Here is a 20071-nt window from a genome sequence, read left to right as displayed (position 1 = left end):
GTTCTGGCGTGCACATCCGCTTCGACGTCCCCGCCGATCCCGCCTACCCGGGCCGGGTGGCCGCTGCGCTCAGCAGGGTTCGGCTGCGCAGGTACGGCTACATCGGCGCGGTGCTGGTGGCGGTCGGGGCGATCGGTCTCGCCGTCTCGCGGGGGTTCGCGCGGGGCGACCGGATCGTGCCGCTCTGCACGGCGTTGATCGTGGGCGGCCTGCTGTCGATGCTGTACTCGCCGTGGGTGCGATTGCGCGCCCGGCGCCGCTCCGGTCGCTACGCCGTCGAGGGCGCCTACGACATCACCGACGACAACATCATGATGCGTAGCGGCTCGGAGTCCGGCGGCATCGCCTGGGACGGGGTCGCCCAGGTAAGGGACACGCCCGAGTTCTGGATCGTGTACGTCGGCCGGATGCCGGCGACCGTGATCCCACGCAACCTGATGTCCGCCGAGGACGCCGAGACGTTACGAGGCTTCATGGTCAAGCGTGGGCTGCTCCCGCATCGGTGACCTCGTGATCAGGAGCCGAACACAGCAGCGTCATCGGACACTCGGGGACGGCGCGACATCCGCGAGCGGCGGGCCGGCGTCGCCGTCATGATCGCCCGGCCCGGTCGAGGCGTTCCCCGACGCGGTGGCCAGGACACCGGTGCGGTGCAGATGGGCTCGGGCCGCGGCGATCGCCTCTGGCGTACCGGGGAGAACGCGGCCCGCGAGGCGGAGCCTGTCGAGCACGCCGACCGCTTCGAGGGTCTTCTCGTGCCCCGCGGATACGCCGGAGACGTACACGGTGACGCCACGGTGTTCGAGACGTTCGATCGCGTCGCGCAGCACGAGCGCGCCGGTGCCGTCAATCGTCGAGACCCTCGACATGCGCAAGATCATCACCCGTACGTCCGCCGCCTCGGACAGTTCGAGCAGGAACCGGTGGGCGGCGGCGAAGAACAGCGGCCCGTCGAAGCGATAGGCCACGATGTGCTCGCGGAGTAGGGCGGCCTCCTCGGCGTGATGATCGGTGATGTCGAGCGGGACCTCCTCCAGCCGGGCCGCACCCGCGATCTTGCGGATGGCCAGAGCGGCGGCGAGGACGATGCCGATACCCACCGCGGCGATCAGGTCCAGGGCGACGGTGGCGATCGCGGTCAGGGCCATGACGAGGGCGTCGGACCGGGTCGAGCGGGCGAGCGCGGCCAGCGAACCCACCTCGACCATGCGTACGGCCGTGGCCAGCAGCACCCCGGCCAGCGCGGCGAGCGGAATGTGGGCCACCAGTGGGGCGGCCACCAGGATGATCACCGCCAGAGCGACCGCGTGCGTCAGCGCGGCAAGCCGCGACTGGGCTCCCGAGCGGACGTTGACCGCGGTGCGGGCGATCGCCGCCGTCGCCGGTACGCCGCCGAAGAGCGGGGTCACCACGTTCGCCACACCCTGGCCGAACAGTTCCCGATCAGGGTCGTGGCGCTGGTTGACGGTCATGCCGTCGGCGACGGTCGCCGACAGCAGGCTCTCCAACGCGGCCAGGGCGGCGACCGCCAACGCCGAGGTGAACAGCGTCGGCACCGCGGCCAGGTCCAGAAAGCCCAGCGAGGGGGCGGGAAGGGTGGCCGGAAGGGCGCCGATGCGGGTGACGTCGAGCGACAACAGGTGCCCGACCACGGTGGCGGCGGCCACCGCGATCAGCGAGAACGGCACCGTGGGACGCCAGCGCGCCCCGGACAGCATCACCGCCGCCACCCCGAGCGCGAGGATCAGCGCGGGCCAGTTCGGATGGCCCACGAACTCGACCAGCGCCCGCCAGGCCACGACGGTGACCTTCTCGCCGTCCGGGTTCGGCACTCCCAACGCGGCGGGCACCTGTTGCAGGAAGATCACCGCGGCGATTCCCACGGTGAAGCCTTCCACCACCGGCGCCGGCACGTAACGCACGTACCGGCCGGCGCGGAGCAGGGCCAGAGCCAGCAGAATCAGGCCCGCCAGCACACCGACGGTCAGTACGCCCCCGGGCCCGTAGCTCGCCACGATGGGCACCAGCACCACCGTCATCGCCCCGGTGGGCCCGGAGACCTGCAGATTGGACCCGCCGAACAGCGCCGCGAGGATCCCGGCCACGATCGCGGTGGCCAGACCGGCGGCCGCCCCCAGACCGGAAGACACGCCGAACCCCAGCGCCAAGGGCAGCGCGACCACCGCAACCGTGAGCCCGGCGATCAGGTCACGGCGGGGCTGCCGGCGCATCGCCGCGAGATCCGCCTTCGTCGGCAGCAGGACAACCACTCGACGCCAGGTCGAGCGGGTGAGCGCCCCGACGCTCACCGGGGAACCGGGAGCGACTGGTGGTCGGCGTCGTCCTGGTCCTCGCGGAGTGTCTCGAGCAGCTCGGCCTGACCTGTCAGCATGTCGGTGAGGAACCGGCGGGCCGCCCGCATCAGATCGGCCACGTCCGGGCCCGCGAGTGCGTAGATGACCGCCGACCCGTCGCGCCTGGACGTCACGATCCCGGCCCGCCGTAGCACCGACAGTTGCTGAGACAGGCTGGACGCCTCGATCGCCACATCAGCGAGCAGGTCCCGCACCGACATCGGCCCGTCGCCGAGCAGTTCCAGCACCCGGATACGCACCGGATGCCCGAGCGTGCGGAAGAACTCCGCCTTTCTCTCGTACAGCGGCAGCGCCACACGCCCTCCCCAACCTCCTGAGCAATGAGGCAATTGAAGACTTCTTCAAAAGGTCGGATGACGGCAGGCCCGCCCGAAGTGATCCCCGACACGCCAGATGACGGCCCTGCTGAACGACCACGGCGCCCCGCCGAAGAACTGCGGATCCAGGCGCCCTCGCGGTACAAGCACGTTGCCGGCAAGATCGAGATCGAAGCTGCACCGCGACAGCGAGCAGCGTTGTCGATCTACAATTGCGGACTCGTCACCAACGCACCTGGCTGACCGTTGGCCGGCCGCCGGACCACGGCTTGGGTGCCTGCATCTCGGTGCCACTGCGGCGTGCTACCGAGCGCGGTCCGAGACCGGTCAGTTCGTCACCTGGCCGAGTCTCTCGAGCATCCTTTCGATGTTGGTGGGCTCGAGTGCATTGTCGAGGACGAGCTGTGTCGCTCCGAGCACTCCGCCGCGTTCGTCAAGGTGTTCGCCCGTTATCTGCAGTTGCCTGGTCGCGAGCGGCAGGGTGCGTTGGTAGACAACCTCACGAACTCCGGCGAGCAGGTAGTCGCCAGCCAACGAGAGCACACCGCCGACCACGATGACCCCGGGATTCAAGAGGCTCGTCGCGTTGGCAATGGCTTCACCGAGGATGCGTCCGGCTTTGCGAAGTTCCCGGATCGCTTCGGGTTGCCCGCGCTCGGCTAGTGCGACGACATCAGCGGCGTTGTTGACGCCGAAGCCGGCGGCACGGAGGTCACGAACCAGGGCCCACCCGGCCGCGAGTGCCTCCACGCAGCCCGCGTTGCCGCACCGGCACAGTGGATCCCCGTGACCTCGCACCGCCGTGTGCCCGATGTCGCCGGCCGCGCCCTGGGCGCCCCGGTACATCAGGCCGCGCGTCACGATGCCGCTGCCGATGCCGTTGCCTGCCTTGACGTAGAACAGGTAGTCGCAGGTCGGCCAATTGCGCCGGTGCTCGGCGAGGGCCAGGAGATTCACGTCGTTGTCGGCGAGTACGGGCGCGTCGAAGTCCCGTGCGAACCAGCCGGCGATGTCGAATCCGTCCCAGCCGGTCAGCACGGAGAACCCGACGACACGGCTGGCGGCGAAGTCGACCGGTGCGGGCAGCCCGAGGCCGATGCCGAGCAGGTCGGTGGTGGGACGGTCGATCTCCGCGAACAGCGCCTTGATGTGACTGGTGATGGACTGGAGGACGGTCTCGGGTCCGGTGTGGATGTCGAGTTCGGCGGTCCGTTCCACGAGCACCGTCGGCGACATGTCGGTCAGGGCGACCCGGACATGCTGCTCTCCGATGTCCACCGCGGCGATCACGCCGAAGTCCTTGTTCAGGACCAGGGTCTTGGCCGGCCGGCCACCCGACTGGAGTGTCTCGGTGCTCTCGTGCACGAGGCCCGCGTTGAAGAGCACGTCGAGGCGCTGGCTGATGGTCGAGCGGGACAGGCCCATGATCTGCACGAGCGCGGCGCGGGTCCGCGCCCGACCGGATGCGATCAAGGCAACGACGTCCCCCACTCCGCTGGCCGCGCTGGCCGCTCGGTTGCGCGGCTGCTCGATCACGGTCACCTCGCGCTCTCCCTTCAGAGGTTCGAGATGACGGTACGGCATCAACGCGGAGAAGTCTTCGGCTGCCCACGTACCTAACTTCGGAAACTTTTGCTTGACTTTCGACTTAACGGCACCGAGACTCCGACGTAACAGGGTGTTGTCCGGCCCTGCTAGCCAGCAAAAGTGGGATGACGAGACCCGACAGGACCCGGGGCGCTCGGCCGCGACGGGCCGACGACCTCGGCCGGGAGCGTGGGCGTCCGACGTCAGTCGCGTGACGGCCGCGAACGGCATGCCGGTCCCTCCCGCAGGTCGCTGCGCGCCTTCGGAAGGCCAACTCCTCAAAGGACGGTGGATAGCATGATCGGTTCAGTGGCTGGAGCGACCGGTTCCGCGGTCGGCACGGCCAGGCGCGCGCGTTCCGGGGTTCGCCCAGTGGTGGCCCTTGCCGCAGGCGCGACGGCGGCGTTGATGGCCGTGGCGGGGTGCTCGGACTCGACGTCGTCGTCTTCGGCCGCCGGCGGCACGGACACGTTCACCATCGGCGTAGTCGAGCAGCAGCTGTCGAATCCTTTCTTCCTCACCATCCAGAACGCGGTGAAGGATGAGGCGAAGAAGCAGGGCATCAAGGTCATCACGGCGGAGTCGAAGACCGCCGGGGACTCGGCCACCCAGCTGACCGCGATCCAGGACATGATCAACCGGGGAGTCAAGGGCATCATCATCGACCCGGCCAACGCGACGGCGCTCGTCGACGTCATCAAGCAGGCCAGGTCGAAGGGCATCCTGGTTGTCGCGGTGAACACGGAGACCGATCCGGTTGACGCCGTCGACGCGACGTTCGAGACCGACAACCTGGCGGCCGGCAAGCTCATCGGCCAGTGGGCGAAGGCGCAGGTCGGGTCCGCTGCCCCGAAGGTCGCCATGCTCGACTACGACCTCACGGACCGTACGTCGAAGCAGCGCCACGACGGGTTCCTCCAGGGCTTCGGGCTGAGCGAGGGCGCCCCCGAGATCGTCGCCGAGAAGCAGACGGAAGCCAGTGTCAGCGGTGGCCAGGCCGCGATGGAGAACATGCTCCAGGCGCGCAAGGACATCAACGTGGTGTACGGCATCAACGAGCCGATGGCGCAGGGCGCGCACGCGGCGATCGCCGCCCAGAACCTGACCAACGTGACCATCGTCGGAATCGACGGCAGTTGCTCCGGCGTCGCTGCCGTGAAGAACGGCGAGATCGGCGCCACCGTGGCGCAGTTCCCTTCCAAGATGGGTGAGATGGCGCTGGACACCATCGTGCAGTACGTGAAGGACGGCACCAAGCCCTCCGGAGTGATCAACTCGGGCACCGTGCTGATCACGGACAAGGCCGTTCCCGGGATCGACTCGAAGGACACGGACTGGGGCCTGCAGAACTGCTGGGGCTCCAAGTGACCCGTGGCGACTGACGCCGCCACGCACGCGGTCGCCTCGCCGTCACGTGCGGGTCACCTCAATGACCCGCACGTGGCGGCCCGCGACGCCGTGACCGAACCACTACCCTCCGGAGTCACGTCATGACCATCAGCAAGCTGATGCCCACGCCTGACGCCGTCTCCGCGCAGAGCGCGGGCACGAGCCGATGGAGCGGGCTCGGGCAGCGGATCCTCGGAAGCCGGATCGCCGGCCCATCCCTGGCTCTCGCGATCTCCGTCGTCATCTTCTCCGCCACCACCTCAACGTTCCTGACGGCGAGCAACGTCTCGCTGATCCTGCAGCAGTCGGTAGTCGTCGGCATGCTGGCACTCGGCCAAACGATCATCGTGCTCACCGCCGGTATCGACCTCGCGAACGGAGCGATCGCCGTACTCGGCACCGTCGTCATGGGCAAGCTCGCCATGACGGGCCACCACGACACCACGGCACTCCTGTTGGGCTTCGCGGTCTGCCTGGCGCTCGGCACCCTGTCCGGCGGAGTCGTCACCAGACTCAACCTGCCACCGTTCATCGTGACGCTCGGCATGCTGACGATCGTCACCGCGGTCGCCCGTCTCTACACCGGCTCGCAGAGCTTCCCGGTCTCCTCCGGCCTGCTGACGTTCCTCGGACGGACGGTCAACCTGGGCGGGTTCGCGCTCACCTACGGCACACTGCTACTCCTCGCGGCGTTCGCGGTCGTCGGCTACATGCTCACCCAGACGGCGTGGGGCACCCACGTCTTCGCCGTCGGCAACGACCCCAACGCCGCCCGCCTGGTCGGCATCAAGGTGAAGCGGGTGCTGCTGAGCGCCTACCTGCTCGCCGGGCTCTGCTACGGCATCGCGGCGTGGCTGGCGCTCGGGCGCATCGCCGTGGCGGACCCGAGCGGATACCAGTCGGCGAATCTCGACAGCATCACCGCGGTCGTCATCGGTGGAACCAGCCTGTTCGGCGGTCGGGGCGGCGTGCTGGGCACGCTCATCGGCACCCTCATCGTCCTGGTGCTCCGAAACGGCCTCACCCAGGCGAACATCGACTCGCTCTACCAGGACGTCGCCACCGGCATCCTCGTCATCGCCGCGGTCGCGGTCGACCAACTGGCGAGGAGGCGACAGCAGCGATGAACGCACCGAACACGAACACCACCGGCCACGACGAGCGCACGCCGGTGCTGGCCGCGCGAGGTCTCGTGAAGCGGTACGGACACGTGACGGCCCTCAACGGTTCCGACTTCGACCTGTGGCCCGGGGAAGTTCTCGCCGTCGTCGGCGACAACGGCGCAGGTAAGTCGACGCTCATCAAGGCCCTGGCGGGTGCCATCGTCCCGGACTCCGGTCACCTGCTCATGGACGGCGAGCAAGTGTCCTTCAAGAGCCCGCTCGATGCCCGACGGCACGGAATCGAGACCGTGTTCCAGGACCTGGCCGTCGCTCCCGCTCTGGACATCACCACCAACATCTTCCTCGGGCGCGAGTCCCGGTCCCGCGGATTTCTCGGGGCCGTTCTGCGACGGCTCGACAAGAAGGCGATGCGGACGGAGGCGGCTGCCGCCCTCACCAACCTCGGCATCACCACCGCCCGATCGGTCACCCAGCCGGTCGAGACCCTGTCGGGCGGTCAGCGTCAGGCGGTGGCAGTCGCCCGGGCCGCGGCCTGGAGCAAGCGGGTCGTCATCCTGGACGAACCCACGGCGGCGCTCGGCGTCCGCGAGTCGGGCCAGGTGCTCGAGCTGATCCGGCGGGTGCGTGAGCAAGGTCTGGCGGTCGTGCTCATCAGCCACAACATGCCGCAGATCTTCGAAGTCGCCGACCGCATCCACATTCATCGCCTCGGCCGCCGCGTAGCGGTGGTCAGGCCACAAGAATCGACAATGGCGGAGGTTGTCTCAATCATGACCGGGGCGCTACCGGGAAACGATTCCTCAGTCGCGGAGGCTCCCTCAGCGCAGCAGGTGGCCCGCCCGTGAACGTCCGCACGTCAGATCAGGTCCGTACCGAACAACCGGCCCAACAGCGACTTGCCCGCAACGACGTCAACGCGTTGGTCGCCCGCGCGAGATCGCTCGCGACCGGCGGACGGCGTCTGCTCGGCATCACCGGCGCACCCGGTGCCGGCAAGTCGACGCTGGCCGAGCAGATCGTCGCGGCCCTCGCACCACACGCGGTGCTCGTCCCCATGGACGGGTTCCACCTCGCCGACGCGGAACTGAAGCGCCTGGGCATCCACGACCGCAAGGGCGCCATCGACACCTTCGACGCAGGCGGGTACCTGGCGCTGCTGCGCCGGCTCCGCGCCGCCGACGAGGCCGTCGTCTACGCCCCGACCTTCCGCCGCGACCTCGAGGAACCCATCGCGGGTGCGATTCGCGTCGACCGCGACGTCCCCCTCGTCGTCACCGAGGGCAACTACCTGCTGGCGACCCAGGGCGAGTGGGCGGCCGTGCGCGAGCTGCTCGACGACGCCTGGTACCTCGCCCCCGACGAAGAGGTCCGGCTCGGGCGGCTCGTCCAGAGGCACATCGACTTCGGCCGCGACCCCGCAACCGCCGACGCCCGCGCTCGAGGCACGGATCAGCGGAACGCAGACCTCATCGTGGCCACCCGAGGCCGCGCTGACGTCATCGTCAACGGTCACTGAGCGCCGCTGATCCGGCCAGCACACGTAGGAGGGACCCGCCATGTCCGTACTCGACACTTTCAACCTGAGCGGCAAAGTCGCCGTGGTCACCGGAGGGAACAGCGGCATCGGCAAGGCCATCGCCGTCGGACTCGCCCAGGTCGGAGCCGCGGTAGCCGTCGCGGCCCGCGACGAGGAGCGTAACGAGCAAACGGTCAAGGAGCTCCGTGGCCTGGGCGTGGACGCGATCGCGGTACGCACCGATGTCACGAGCCGCTCGGAGCTGACGAGCATGCGCGATCAGGTGACCTCGCAGCTCGGCCCCATCGACGTCCTCGTCAACAACGCGGGCATCGGCATCCACTCCGACGCGCTGGCCCTCAGCGACGAGGACTGGGACCGGGTGATGGCCACCAATCTGGACGCCGTCTGGAAGGCGAGCCAGATCGTGGGCGAGCAGATGGTGTCCCGCGGGCAGGGATCGATCATCAACATCGGGTCGATCTCGGGTTTCATCGTCAACCGCCCGCAGTGGCACGCGCCGTACGCCATCGCGAAGGCCGGCGTCCACCACCTCACCAAGTCCCTCGCCGCCGAGTGGGCCACCAAGAATGTCCGCGTCAACGCGATCGCGCCGGGCTACGTCAAGACCGGTATCGCCGACATCGACCTCCCCGAGTACCGGCACTACTGGGTCGACGAGGTGCCGATGCAGCGATACGCGGCTCCGGAGGAGATCGCCCCGACCGCCGTCTACCTCGCCAGCTCCGCGTCCTCGTTCATGACCGGCACCGTGTTGCTCATCGACGGTGGGTACACGCTGTGGTGAACCGGCAGATCGAACCAGCGCAGAATTCCGTTCCCTGGAGCGAGCTGGACGACCGGGCGGTCGCCACCGCGAGGGTCCTGGCCATGGACGCCGTGGAGCGTGCCGGCCACGGCCACCCCGGGACCGCGATGAGCCTCGCCCCGGTGGCACACCTGCTCTTCCGCGAATTCCTCCGCCACGACCCCGCCCACCCGGAGTGGACCGGACGAGACCGGTTCGTGCTCTCGTGCGGCCACTCCAGCCTCACGCTCTACACCCAGCTGTTTCTTTGCGGCTACCCCCTGACCCTGGACGACCTCAAGAACTACCGGGTGCTCGACAGCCGTACCCCTGCCCACCCTGAACGTGGCCACACGGTCGGCGTCGAGACGACCACCGGGCCGCTCGGACAGGGACTGGCCACCGCCGTCGGCATCGCGATGGGTGCCCGGCGCGAGCGGGGACTGTTCCACCCCGACGCGCCAGCCTCGGAAAGCCCGTTCGACTACCGGGTCTTCGTCCTCTGCTCTGACGGTGACATCCAGGAAGGCGTGACCGCCGAGGCGTCGTCGCTGGCGGGTCATCAACGGCTCGGCAACCTCGTCGTGATCTACGACGACAACAGGATCTCCATCGAGGGCGACACCGACCTGGCGTTCTCCGAGGATGTGTGCGCCCGCTACGAGTCCTACGGCTGGCACGTACAGCGGGTCGACCTGGGGCCCGGGGGTGACGTCAGCCTCGACGACCTCCGCGAAGCACTGCGCGAGGCGACCCGGCAGGACGCCCAGCCGTCGTTCATCGCGGTGCGGACGACGATCGCCTGGCCGGCGCCGAACGCCCGCAACACGTCGAAGTCGCACGGCTCGGCGCTCGGCGCCGCCGAGGTCAGGGCTACCAAGCAACTGCTCGGGTTCGATCCGGACACCGAGTTCGCCGTCGATCCTGAGATCCTGGCCCACACGCGGCAGCAGGCGGCCGCCCGCGGTGCCGTGCTGTACCGATCGTGGCTGCAGCGTGACGAGTCCTGGCGCGCGCGGCAGCCAGCCGAGGCCGCCCTGCTCGACCGGATCGACCACGGCGACGTCCCCGCAGAGCTCGGAGACGTGATGCCCGCCTTCCCGAGCGGCACACCCCTCTCGACCCGTAAAGCCTTCGGACGGTGCATCAACGCGGCAGCAGAGGTGCTGCCGGAGTTGTGGGGCGGGTCGGCAGACCTCGGCGACTCGAACAACACCACCATCAGCTCGGCGTCGTCGTTCCTCCCGTGGTCGTCCGCCGGCTCCGACCCGGCCGGTCGCAACATCCATTTCGGTATCCGCGAGCACGCCATGGCCGCGACGATGAACGGCATCGCGCTCAGCGGTCGTACGAGGATCTACGGCGGAACCTTCCTGGTCTTCAGCGACTACATGCGGCCGGCGGTGCGCCTTGCCGCCATCATGGGCCTACCCACGCTGTACGTCTGGACTCACGACTCGATCGGCCTCGGCGAGGACGGACCTACGCACCAGCCCATCGAGCACTTGGCCAACCTGCGCGCGCTGCCCGGCCTCGACGTCCTCCGGCCGGCCGACGCCAACGAGACGGCCGTCGTGCTGCGGACCTTCCTGGAAACCGCCCGACGTCCAGCCGGCCTGTGCCTGAGCCGTCAGGACGTGCCGACCTTCCCGCGAGGCGAGGCGGGATTCGCGTCCGCCGAGGGCGCCGTACGGGGCGGATATGTTCTATGGGAGGCGGACGACACGGACGGCCTGCCCGACGTGATCCTCATCGGCACCGGCTCCGAAGTCCAGCTCGCCGTCGACGCCGGCCGGGAACTCGCCGCCGACGGCGTGCGGGCTCGCGTGGTCTCGATGCCCTGTCACGAGTGGTTCGCGCGGCAGCCGCAGGACTACCGCGATCAGGTTCTGCCGCCCGCCGTACGCGCGCGTGTTTCCGTGGAGGCCGCGCTGGGTCAGGGTTGGAGAGACTACGTCGGCGACCGGGGACGGATCGTCTCCATCGAGGGCTACGGCGCCTCCGGCTCGGCCACGGCCTTGTACGAGAGATTCGACGTGACGGCGGAGGCTGTCGTCACGGCCGCGCGCGAGTCGCTGAGCTCCCTGCGCGAGGCCATGCCCCTGTCGTGCTGACACGCCACAGCCAACGGGCTGGCGAGCGTGTCGGTGACCACTGACACGAGCCGCCAACCCGCCGCGAGCCCGGTCGACCTCACAGCGTGATACGCGCCTGGAGAGAGGCCGACCGGGCTCGTCGCTGTGCGTTCGAATGAAAGGTCGGTTTGTCGCCTGTGCTGTCGACGGCCCTACGTCCGCGGATGTCCCGCCCGTCCTGGCTGTCTCCGAAGGTGTTCCGCACCGAGGCGCTGGCCGGTCTGGTCGTCGCCCTGGCGTTGATTCCGGAGGCGATCTCGTTCTCAATTCTGGCCGGGGTCGACCCCCGGGTCGGACTGTTCGCCTCCTTCACCATGGCGGTGACCATCGCCATCTGCGGTGGCAGGCCAGCCATGATCTCCGCCGCGACGGGCGCGGTCGCCCTGGTCGTGGCACCACTGGCCAAGGAACACGGGCTTGATCACCTGATCGCGGCGGTGATCCTCGGCGGCGTCTTCCAGGTGTTGCTCGCCCTGCTCGGAGTAGCGAAGCTGATGCGTTTCATCCCACGCAGCGTCATGGTGGGCTTCGTCAACGCGTTGGCCATCCTCATCTTCGCCGCGCAGATTCCCCACCTGATCGGCGTGCCGTGGCTGGTGTATCTCCTCGTGGCCCTCGCGCTGGCGATCATGATCGGCCTGCCGCGACTCACCCAGGCGGTTCCCGCACCGCTCGTCGCCATCGTCGTTCTCACCGTCGTCACCGTGGTCGCCCACGCGGCAGTACCGACGGTGGGGGACCAGGGGGCGCTGCCGGACAGCCTGCCCGCGTTCGGCCTGCCGAGGATCCCGTGGACGTGGGACACCCTCTCCATGATCGCTCCGTACGCCCTCGGGATCGCACTGGTCGGCCTGATGGAGTCGCTGATGACCGCGAAGCTGGTCGATGACATCACCGACACTCCGTCGAACAAGACCCGCGAGTCCTGGGGCCAGGGCGTGGCGAACATCGTCACCGGGTTGTTCGGCGGCATGGGCGGCTGCGCCATGATCGGCCAGACGATGATCAACGTGAAGGCTTCGGGGGCACGGACCCGACTGTCCACCTTCCTCGCCGGCGTCTTCCTGCTGATCCTTGTCGTCGCACTGGGCGACGTGGTCGCCGTCATCCCGATGGCCGCTCTGGTCGCGGTGATGGTGATGGTGTCCGTCTCGACGTTCGACTGGCACTCGATCGCCCCTGCCACGCTCAGGCGGATGCCGTACGGCGAGACCATCGTCATGCTGGCCACCGTCGTCACCACCCTGGGCACCCGTAACCTCGCCGCCGGCGTCGTCGTCGGCGTCCTGACCGCCATGGTCGTCTTCGCTCGCAGGGTCGCCCACCTCGTCGAGGTCACCAGCGCGCTGGACGCCGACGGGACGACGCGGACCTACCGTGTTCACGGCGAGCTCTTCTTCGCCTCCAGCAACGACCTGGTCGGACAGTTCGACTACGCTGGCGACCCCGACCGCGTCATCATCGACATGACCCACGCCCACGTGTGGGACGCCTCCTCGATCGCCGCCCTCGACGCCATCAGCGCCAAGTACCAGGCGCGAGGCAAGACTGTTCAGATCGTCGAGTTGAACCCGTCCAGCGCTCGCATCCACGACACACTCGCCGGCCAGCTCGGCGTCGGCCACTGAGGTGCCACGTCTGGACGTTGCGTCGGGGCGGCACCTCCCTCCTTCACCCGGCCGTCAGGCTCGCCGCCAAACAGTCGAGCCTGACTTTTTCCGGGTCGCGACTTCGCGATGTATACAATCCAGGCACGTAGATCTAGCTGTCCGTCGATACCTGAGCTAACGTGCGGCCTCACCAGATCAAGGAGGCGTGCCGTGACTCAACCTCCCGACCCATCCGAGACAGGTGCCCAGGTCGAACGGTTCGGCTACCGACAGGAGCTGAGCCGGACCCTCAGCTTCACCGACCTGCTCATCTACGGACTGATCTTCATGGTGCCGATCGCCCCGTTCGGCATCTTCGGCAGCGTGTACGCCGGCTCCGGCGGCATGGTCGCGCTGGCCTACATCATCGGCATGGTGGCGATGATGTTCACCGCCCTGTCGTATGCGCAGATGGTCCGTGCCTTCCCCATGGCCGGCTCCGTCTACAGCTACACCGGTCGCGGCATCGCGCCGCCCGTCGGCTTCCTCGCCGGCTGGGTGATCCTGCTCGACTACGTCCTCGTGCCCGGTCTGCTCTACCTGGTGGCCAGCGTGGCCATGCACTCCCTCGTGCCCGGCGTGCCGGTGTGGGTGTGGCTGGCGGCCTTCGTCGTGCTCAACACCGTTGTCAACTACTTCGGCATCCGGATGACCGCCCGGGTCAACCGGGTGATGCTCGCCGCGGAGCTGATCATCCTCGTCATCTTCCTGGTCGTCGGCGTGGTCGCCCTGGCACAGGGCAAGGGCGACGGCTTCTCGCTCCGGCCACTGTTCGACGCGGACACCTTCTCCTGGCCGCTGGTCTTCGGTGCGGTGTCGATCGCCGTGCTCTCCTTCCTCGGCTTTGACGGCATCTCCATGCTGGCCGAGGAGAGCCGCGAGGAGGCCCGGCAGATCGGCCGGGCGATGGTCGCGGCCCTGCTGCTGGCCGGTGCCCTGTTCGTCGTACAGACCTGGGTCGCGGCCCTGCTCGTGCCCGACGCGCCCGGCCTGCTCGACAACGGCGACCCGGAGGGCACCGCGTTCTACGACGCGGCCCGCGTCGCCGGCGGGGGCTGGCTGGCCGGGCTGACCGCCCTGGCCACCGCGATCGCCTGGGGCTTCGCGAACTCCCTGGTCGCCCAGGCCGCGACCTCCCGCCTGCTGTACGCGATGGCCCGCGACCGGCAGATGCCGCGCTTCCTCGCCCGGATCAACCCGAAACACAAGGTGCCCGCCAACGCCACCCTGCTGGTCGCCGCCATCTCCCTGGCGCTCGGCCTCTACATGGCCAGCCGGGACGACGGCATCTCCCTGCTGTCCACACTGGTCAACTTCGGCGCCATGACGGCGTTCCTGGCGCTGCACGTCTCCGTGGTGACCCACTACGTCGTGCGCAACGGCAGCCGGGACTGGTTGCGGCATCTGGTGGTGCCGGCCATCGGGTTCCTGATCCTGCTCTACGTCGTGATCAACGCCAAGGTCGCCGCCCAGGTGCTCGGTTTCGTCTGGTTGGGCGTCGGACTCCTGGTCCTCCTGGCCTTCTACCTCACGGGCCGGCGTCCCGAGCTCGCCGCGCTCGTCGACATCGCCCGTGACAGCACCGACGAGCCGGTGAAGGAGCCGCAGTGACGACCGACGTGGTGAAGTACCGTCCGGAGCCGGACGAGCTGTCCTACACCTTCGGGGGACGAGAGGCGGTGCTCCGGGTGACCCCGGGCACGATCCTCGAGCTGTACACCGAGGACTGCTTCGGCGGACGCGTCCGGAGTATCGACGACCTGCCGTCGCAGGTCTGCCAGTTCCCGTACCTCAATCCGGTGACGGGGCCGATCCACGTCGAGGGGGCCGAGCCGGGGGACACCCTCGCCGTTCACTTCATCTCCATCGAGCCGGCCCGGGACTGGGCCGTGTCCACCACGTTCCCCCACTTCGGCGCGCTCACCAGCACCCACACCACTCCGACCCTGCAACCCCCGCTCGACGAGCTGGTCTGGCGGTACGACGTCGACGTGGCCGCCGGCACGGCGACGTACCGGGCCCGCCGGGGCGACTACACCGTGGCGCTGCCGTTGGATCCCATGCACGGCACCGCCGGGGTGGCGCCGGGTGCCTTCGAGTCGCGGATGACGATCACCCCGGACGCGCACGGCGGCAACATGGACACCCCGGAGCTGCGGGCCGGCGTCACCGCGTACTTCGGCGTGAACGTGTCGGGAGCGCTCTTCGCCCTCGGCGACGGGCACTGCCGGCAGGGCCACGGCGAGGTCTGCGGCACCGGCATCGAGGCGGCCATGAACACCACGGTCGTGGTGGACGTCGTCAAGGGGGTCGGCACCCCGTGGCCCCGGCTGGAGTCGGATGACGCGCTGATGTCGACCGGCTCCGCCCGTCCGCTGGAGGACGCCTACCGGATCAGCCAGCACGACCTGGTCACCTGGACCGCCGAGCTGGTCGGGCTGGACCAGCTCGACGCGTACCAACTGATCAGCCAGGCCGGCGAGGCTCCGGTCGGCAACGTGTGCGACACGAACTACACGATGGTGGCGAAGGTGGACAAGCGCTACCTGGGCGGGGCCGGCGGGTACGACGGGGTGCACGCCCGGCTGCGCGAGACGGCCTCCCACTATCTGACCCACCGCTGACGAGGGCAGGGGTCCGGCCGGTCGGCCCGGCCGGCCCCGCCACATGTCTGCGCGGTTTCAGGACGGGTACGTGTTGCCGGGTGTCGTCGCTATCAGGACGTCGGCGACCGGCCGCCAGCCGAGCGTCCTGTACAGACGTTGACCGTCCTCGCTGGCGACGAGAATGCCGTGTTCGGCGCCTTCGTCGATCGCGGCGCCGGCCAGTGCACCCATGACCGTGCTGGCCAGGCCCCTGCGGCGATGAGCCGGTATGGTCTCGATCCGGTCCGCGACCGCATCCGTACCGGTCACCCCCATCGTCCCGCGCGCACCGACCTCTCCCGACTCGTGCCGCACGGTGGCCGTGACGACCCTGTCGCCGCCGTACGGGTCGACCTGGGTCAGGAGCCGGTACGGCGCCACGGGCGTGTTCTGCGGATGCCGGCGAAGGTCGGCCGTCATCAGCAGCTCCGAGTGCTTGAGCACGACGAGGCCCGCGGCCACCAGCGCCGAGGCCGCCTCCACGGGGTCGGTGGTGGGCACGGTCAGCCATGTGACGCTGTCCTCACCGGCGACCAGCCCAGCCAGCCTGGTGAGGGAGGCGAGGTCCTCACCGGCGTCGAGCGCGACGTATTCGACGTCGCGGCCGGGCTGCATGCATCGGACTCGTAACGCGCCGCCTACGTTTTCGGCGACGGGCAGCGCGCGGGCCACGGCCCAGCCGCGCTGCCAGCGGACGATGAGATCTCGCAGGTCGCTCACAGGTCGAGTAGATCAGCCGTACCTGAGTGGCGCACCGCGCCCGGGGGCGCGATGAGCCCGGGGTCACGTACGCGGATCTGCCGCTGTGGCAACGGTCGGGCCCTGGGGGAGCGGCCGATGGACCAGCGATGGGATGACGCTGCGATCTTGGTTGTACTAGCCTTCGCGCCATGGCCTTGCCTCCTGACGAGTTCTACGACCGCGCGGTGGCCGCCGCGGACAGCGAGCGGCGGCTCCCGTTGGCGCGCATGACCGGATGGGACATCAGCCCGTTCGAGCAGGAGGGATTGCGCGTCGCGCCGCTGCGCCCGCCGGTGCTGCCCGAGCCCGCTCGGTACGGCGAGGATCCGGCGGAGTGCCGGAACTGTCGGGAGCGCGACGAGGGGATCTGGTTCAACGACCACTGGCGGCTGGCCCGCGTGCCGGGAGTCGGTGTGCCGCTGGTGTTGATGCTCTACCCGCGCGATCACTACGACATGGCGGATCTTCCCGACGATCTCGCCGCGGAGCTGGGCCTGCTGGCCACGCGGATCGTCCGCCACGTGCAGGCTCTGCCGCACATCTCGCGAGCGCACGTCTACCGCGTCGGCGACGGCGGCGCTCACCTGCACGTCTGGTTCTTCGCCCGGCCGGAGGGCCAGGCGCAGTTGTACGGATCCTGGCTGCCGATCTGGGACGACCTCCTGCCGGAGTATCCCGCCGACGTCGCCGAGGCGGACGCGGCGACCGTGGCTGATGCCCTGGTCGCCTCGCATGGCGGCCGCCGATCGCCCGTCGCCGCACCGGGTGCCTGACCGGGGCGGTCCGTAGCAGCAACCGCTCCCGCCACGCCTCGGCTCAGGCTGGCTGGCGTGTGGCGTGGGCCCCGATGAGTCCCTCGACGCCCTGGAGGAAGGTCTCGCCGATCAGCCCCCGGTCGAAGAGGCAGCCGGCGGCCATGGCGCCATCGCGCAGCATGACGAAATGCCGCGCCGCGGGCTCTGCCTCGGTTTCCTGGATGTTCGCCATCAAGGTGCTGATCGTGTCGAGGAACCACTGCCGATGCGTGAGGACCGCCTGGTGTACGGGGTGGTCGGGATCGGGGTACTCGGCAACGGCGTTCAGGAAGGCGCAGCCGCGGAAGCCGGGGGACTGGATGTCTCGGACGATCCCCTCCGCAATCGCCCGGACGGCGTCGGGCGCCGGTAGGCCCGCGGTGACGGCCGCGGCCACCTGGTCGCGGATGGCTCTATCGGCCGCCTGCAGATAGGCGAGGACGAGATCCTCCTTGCCCGGGAAGTGCCGGTAGAACGTGGCCCGGGTCACTTTCGCCTCGGCGATGATCCGATCGACGCCGACCGAGTGGATTCCCTCCCCGTAGAAGATCCTGGTCGCCGTGGTGAGGAGGCGTTGTCGCGCCTCGGACGGCCGGACGCCGCTGCCGCTACCTGCCATGGGTCCATCGTAGCGACAGAACGTTCGGTCTTGGCGTCTGCGCGAGCGTAGGTAGAACGTTCTGTCTTGACAGCCGGGTGCGGGGTCGTCATCATTCCATCAGACAGAACGTTCGTTCTACATGGTGGTGGTTCCGGCCGCCGTGCTCGGCGGTTCCCCCTCAGTAGCAACCGAAAGGATCACCATGGCCACCGTTACCGCACCCGGTATCTCGACGACGGCGTCCACCCTGCGGCGGCTGTACTTCGTCCGCTTCGCGTTCGCCATCGCCTGGGCCCTCGTGATGTTCACGACCGCCACACACCTCGGCCCGCTCGCCGTCACGCTGCTCGTGCTCTACCCGCTGTTCGACGTGGCCGCCGCGGTCATCGACGCCCGCGCGTCACGTGCCACCGGATCGGCCACCCTGCTGTACGTGAACGTGGCGGTCAGCCTGCTCGCCGCGGTCGGCCTGGCCGTCGCCGGCGCGTCCGGCATTCCGGCGGTCCTGCGCGTGTGGGGTGCCTGGGCGGTCGTGGCCGGGCTGGTCCAGCTGGTCGTGGGTGTCACCCGCCGGGGGATGGGCGGCCAGTGGCCGATGATCATCAGCGGCGGCATCTCCGTACTCGCCGGCGGTTCGTTCATCGCCAGTGCCTCCGCGGGCAACCCGGTGCTGACCAACGCGATCGGCTACGCCATCCCCGGCGGCATCTTCTTCCTCCTCTCGGCCATCCGCCTCGGCCGCACCGCCAAGGCGAACTGACCCGGGGTTCGCAAACCGACGACGGTGCCGCGCAGCGCGACCCGCCCGCTCGAGTGGCTCGCGTCACATCCGGCTCCCCGCGGTGAACGTTTCCGGGCGGGGCCGCTACCCAGGTGGGATGGGCGCGACGGTCGAGGGGCAGCAGGATGCCGACCGGCGGCTGCTGTGCGCGGTGGCCGCCGGCGACGAGTCTGCGCTCGAAGGGCTGTACGTCCGGCACGGGCCCGCGTTGTTGGCCTACGCCGAAGGGCTGCTGACCGATCGGCACCGCGCCGAGGAGACGGTCCAGGACACACTGCTGGCGGTCTGGCGGGGGGCTGACTCGTTCCAGGGTCGGTCCACCGTCCGGACCTGGTTGTTCGGCATCTGCCGGAGGCAGGCCCTGCGCCGTATGGGGGTCCGTGGCGGCCCCGTGCACGTCCCGATCGACGCCGCGGTCGAGGTGGCCGCGGACGAGCCCGGCCCGGAGGCGGTGACGCTCGCCCGCGCGGACGCGCGGACGGTCGCGGCGGCGATGCGCACGTTGCCGGCGATCCATCGGGAGGTGTTGGACCTCGCCTTCGGCGCCGGGCTCACCCGCGACGAGATCGCCGTCGTGCTCGACGTACCGGTCGGCACGGTCAAGAGCCGCCTGTTCCACGCCCGAGCCGTCCTGGCTCGGGCGCTGGCGGACGGCACCGAGGACGCGCCCGCGGCCGCCCAGCAGGCGGCCGGGCGGGGAGGACGGCGATGAGACATCCGACCGGGCAACTCGCCGAGTACGTGGCCGGCACGCTCCCCGCCCGGGACGCGGCGGCCGTCGCGGCGCACCTTCCCCGGTGCCCGGCCTGCCGGCAGGAGGTCGCGGGTTGGCAACACCTGGCCGACGGCGTCCGGGCCCGGATGGCGCCCGCGCCCGCCGCCGTCCTCGCTGCGGTACGCCGCCGCCTCGCAGCTCCGAACGCCGCTGGTTCCGTCGCCGCGCCACCGGTGTACCGCGCCGTGCCCGGTGCGCGTCCGCTGGCACGGGCGGCCGGACTGCTCGCCCACCAGTGGCGGTTGGTGGGCTGGCGGGTGTGGGCGGTGTCCGCCGTGGTGCTCGTCGCCGGTATGGCGCTGGCCGGTTGGGTGTCGGTCCCGGCGCAGCCGGTGCTCGCGGTGGTCGTCCCGCTGGTCGGGGCGCTCGCGGTCGCGAGCGCGTGCGGGGGAGACGCGCTGAACGACGAACTGATCCGGGCCACGCCGACGTCGGTGCGTACCGTCCTGCTCGCCCGGTTGACGCTCGTGCTCGCTGCGGTCTTCGTGGCTGCGCTGGCCGGCTCCCTGGTGCTGAGCCTGGCCGGGGCGGGTGGTCCGGGCAGACTGCTGGCCGCCTGGCTCGGTCCGATGGTCCTGCTGTCCGCGGTGAGCTTCGCCTTCTCGGTGATCTGGCGTCCGGCGGTCGGCCTGTCGGCTGCTCTGGCCGTGTGGGCGCTGCGGGCGCTGATGGCCGCCGGCCACGCCGATCCGGCCGTTGCCGGCGCGGTCGAGGCGATGTGGCGCACGTCGTGGCCCCCGCTTGTCACCGCCGGCGCCCTGGTCGCTGGAGTGCTCGCGATCGTGCCCCGGCTGGCGTCGATGCGTACCGTCCAGATCCGATCGTGAGCTGGAT

At 69.7% G+C, this 20071-nt stretch carries 20 protein-coding genes; 15 read left to right on the top strand and 5 right to left on the bottom strand.

Annotated features, from left to right (window positions below):
- Positions 1-8: 8 nt before the first annotated feature.
- Positions 9-506 (top strand): YcxB family protein, encoded by a 498-nt coding sequence (locus D7193_RS24605; protein WP_120781885.1) that lies wholly within the window; start codon positions 9-11, stop codon positions 504-506.
- Between the two features lie 30 nt (positions 507-536).
- Here D7193_RS24605 and D7193_RS24600 read toward each other — a convergent pair whose 3' ends face one another.
- Positions 537-2309, bottom strand: coding sequence for a SulP family inorganic anion transporter (locus D7193_RS24600; RefSeq protein ID WP_377456337.1), 1773 nt, complete (start codon positions 2307-2309; stop codon positions 537-539).
- Entirely contained in the window at positions 2306-2671 is a 366-nt protein-coding gene (locus D7193_RS24595) for an ArsR/SmtB family transcription factor (RefSeq protein ID WP_120781884.1), read from the bottom strand. Before D7193_RS24595 ends, D7193_RS24600 begins: the two co-directional genes overlap by 4 nt.
- A 24-nt stretch (positions 2672-2695) precedes the next feature.
- Here D7193_RS24595 and D7193_RS33290 point away from each other — a divergent pair, with 24 nt between their 5' ends.
- Positions 2696-2935 carry a hypothetical protein gene (locus D7193_RS33290; RefSeq protein WP_147434443.1) on the top strand — a complete coding sequence of 80 codons (240 nt, stop codon included), beginning with the start codon at positions 2696-2698 and terminating at the stop codon, positions 2933-2935.
- 84 nt (positions 2936-3019) lie between these two features.
- On the opposite strand, the gene D7193_RS24590 is transcribed toward D7193_RS33290, so the two are convergent.
- On the bottom strand, positions 3020-4234 hold the full coding sequence (locus tag D7193_RS24590; RefSeq protein WP_158674853.1) for an ROK family transcriptional regulator: 1215 nt from the start codon (positions 4232-4234) through the stop codon (positions 3020-3022).
- A 354-nt stretch (positions 4235-4588) separates the two neighbouring features.
- Here D7193_RS24590 and D7193_RS24585 point away from each other — a divergent pair, with 354 nt between their 5' ends.
- The 9 genes from D7193_RS24585 (at position 4589) to D7193_RS24545 (ending at position 15524) form a co-directional block, all read left to right on the top strand.
- On the top strand, positions 4589-5647 hold the full coding sequence (locus tag D7193_RS24585; RefSeq protein ID WP_206611965.1) for a substrate-binding domain-containing protein: 1059 nt from the start codon (positions 4589-4591) through the stop codon (positions 5645-5647).
- A 122-nt stretch (positions 5648-5769) separates the two neighbouring features.
- Positions 5770-6795 (top strand): ABC transporter permease, encoded by a 1026-nt coding sequence (locus tag D7193_RS24580; protein WP_241563376.1) that lies wholly within the window; start codon positions 5770-5772, stop codon positions 6793-6795.
- The gene (locus tag D7193_RS24575) at positions 6792-7637 is read left to right on the top strand and encodes an ATP-binding cassette domain-containing protein (protein ID WP_120781881.1); all 846 of its coding nucleotides are present in this window, start codon (positions 6792-6794) and stop codon (positions 7635-7637) included. Before D7193_RS24580 ends, D7193_RS24575 begins: the two co-directional genes overlap by 4 nt.
- Positions 7634-8308 (top strand): nucleoside/nucleotide kinase family protein, encoded by a 675-nt coding sequence (locus D7193_RS24570; RefSeq protein ID WP_120781880.1) that lies wholly within the window; start codon positions 7634-7636, stop codon positions 8306-8308. The genes D7193_RS24575 and D7193_RS24570 overlap by 4 nt, the downstream gene beginning before the upstream one ends.
- A 40-nt stretch (positions 8309-8348) precedes the next feature.
- A complete protein-coding gene (locus D7193_RS24565) occupies positions 8349-9116 on the top strand; it encodes an SDR family NAD(P)-dependent oxidoreductase (protein WP_120781879.1) in 768 nt (255 codons plus the stop codon).
- The gene (gene tkt / locus D7193_RS24560) at positions 9113-11230 is read left to right on the top strand and encodes a transketolase (RefSeq protein WP_277749918.1); all 2118 of its coding nucleotides are present in this window, start codon (positions 9113-9115) and stop codon (positions 11228-11230) included. The genes D7193_RS24565 and tkt overlap by 4 nt, the downstream gene beginning before the upstream one ends.
- Before the next feature lie 149 nt (positions 11231-11379).
- Positions 11380-12879, top strand: a complete 1500-nt coding sequence (locus D7193_RS24555; protein WP_241563375.1) for a SulP family inorganic anion transporter — start codon at positions 11380-11382, stop codon at positions 12877-12879.
- A 192-nt stretch (positions 12880-13071) separates the two neighbouring features.
- Positions 13072-14511, top strand: a complete 1440-nt coding sequence (locus tag D7193_RS24550; RefSeq protein ID WP_241563373.1) for an APC family permease — start codon at positions 13072-13074, stop codon at positions 14509-14511.
- A complete protein-coding gene (locus D7193_RS24545) occupies positions 14508-15524 on the top strand; it encodes an acetamidase/formamidase family protein (protein ID WP_206611964.1) in 1017 nt (338 codons plus the stop codon). Before D7193_RS24550 ends, D7193_RS24545 begins: the two co-directional genes overlap by 4 nt.
- A gap of 57 nt (positions 15525-15581) precedes the next feature.
- On the opposite strand, the gene D7193_RS24540 is transcribed toward D7193_RS24545, so the two are convergent.
- A complete protein-coding gene (locus D7193_RS24540) occupies positions 15582-16265 on the bottom strand; it encodes a GNAT family N-acetyltransferase (RefSeq protein WP_147434441.1) in 684 nt (227 codons plus the stop codon).
- 170 nt (positions 16266-16435) lie between these two features.
- On the opposite strand from D7193_RS24540, the gene D7193_RS24535 reads away from it, so the two are divergent.
- Positions 16436-17059 carry an HIT family protein gene (locus D7193_RS24535; protein WP_120781875.1) on the top strand — a complete coding sequence of 208 codons (624 nt, stop codon included), beginning with the start codon at positions 16436-16438 and terminating at the stop codon, positions 17057-17059.
- Positions 17060-17102: 43 nt separating this feature from the next.
- Here the strand turns inward: D7193_RS24535 and D7193_RS24530 are convergent, their stop codons facing one another.
- A complete protein-coding gene (locus tag D7193_RS24530) occupies positions 17103-17699 on the bottom strand; it encodes a TetR/AcrR family transcriptional regulator (RefSeq protein WP_120781874.1) in 597 nt (198 codons plus the stop codon).
- Positions 17700-17883: 184 nt separating this feature from the next.
- On the opposite strand from D7193_RS24530, the gene D7193_RS24525 reads away from it, so the two are divergent.
- From D7193_RS24525 to D7193_RS24515, 3 genes are all read left to right on the top strand, one after another.
- Positions 17884-18441 (top strand): hypothetical protein, encoded by a 558-nt coding sequence (locus tag D7193_RS24525; RefSeq protein ID WP_120781873.1) that lies wholly within the window; start codon positions 17884-17886, stop codon positions 18439-18441.
- Positions 18442-18559: 118 nt separating this feature from the next.
- Positions 18560-19174 (top strand): RNA polymerase sigma factor, encoded by a 615-nt coding sequence (locus tag D7193_RS24520; protein WP_120781872.1) that lies wholly within the window; start codon positions 18560-18562, stop codon positions 19172-19174.
- Entirely contained in the window at positions 19171-20064 is an 894-nt protein-coding gene (locus D7193_RS24515; RefSeq protein ID WP_120781871.1) for a zf-HC2 domain-containing protein, read from the top strand. The genes D7193_RS24520 and D7193_RS24515 overlap by 4 nt, the downstream gene beginning before the upstream one ends.
- Positions 20065-20071: the final 7 nt, after the last annotated feature.

Source organism: Micromonospora costi, assembly GCF_003626655.1.
GTDB classification, from domain to species: Bacteria; Actinomycetota; Actinomycetes; order Mycobacteriales; family Micromonosporaceae; genus Micromonospora; species Micromonospora costi.
Note: the sequence above shows the minus strand (reverse complement) of the source record. Positions and strands in the feature narration are given on the sequence as shown.

Coding starts and splice junctions, on each gene's coding strand:
- D7193_RS33290 (WP_147434443.1), top strand. CDS start 2,696: ATGAGGCAATTGAAGACTTCTTCAAAAGGTCGGATGACGGCAGGCCCG.
- D7193_RS24580 (WP_241563376.1), top strand. CDS start 5,770: ATGACCATCAGCAAGCTGATGCCCACGCCTGACGCCGTCTCCGCGCAG.
- D7193_RS24575 (WP_120781881.1), top strand. CDS start 6,792: ATGAACGCACCGAACACGAACACCACCGGCCACGACGAGCGCACGCCG.
- D7193_RS24565 (WP_120781879.1), top strand. CDS start 8,349: ATGTCCGTACTCGACACTTTCAACCTGAGCGGCAAAGTCGCCGTGGTC.
- D7193_RS24535 (WP_120781875.1), top strand. CDS start 16,436: ATGGCCTTGCCTCCTGACGAGTTCTACGACCGCGCGGTGGCCGCCGCG.
- D7193_RS24530 (WP_120781874.1), bottom strand. CDS start 17,699: ATGGCAGGTAGCGGCAGCGGCGTCCGGCCGTCCGAGGCGCGACAACGC.
- D7193_RS24525 (WP_120781873.1), top strand. CDS start 17,884: ATGGCCACCGTTACCGCACCCGGTATCTCGACGACGGCGTCCACCCTG.
- D7193_RS24520 (WP_120781872.1), top strand. CDS start 18,560: ATGGGCGCGACGGTCGAGGGGCAGCAGGATGCCGACCGGCGGCTGCTG.
- D7193_RS24515 (WP_120781871.1), top strand. CDS start 19,171: ATGAGACATCCGACCGGGCAACTCGCCGAGTACGTGGCCGGCACGCTC.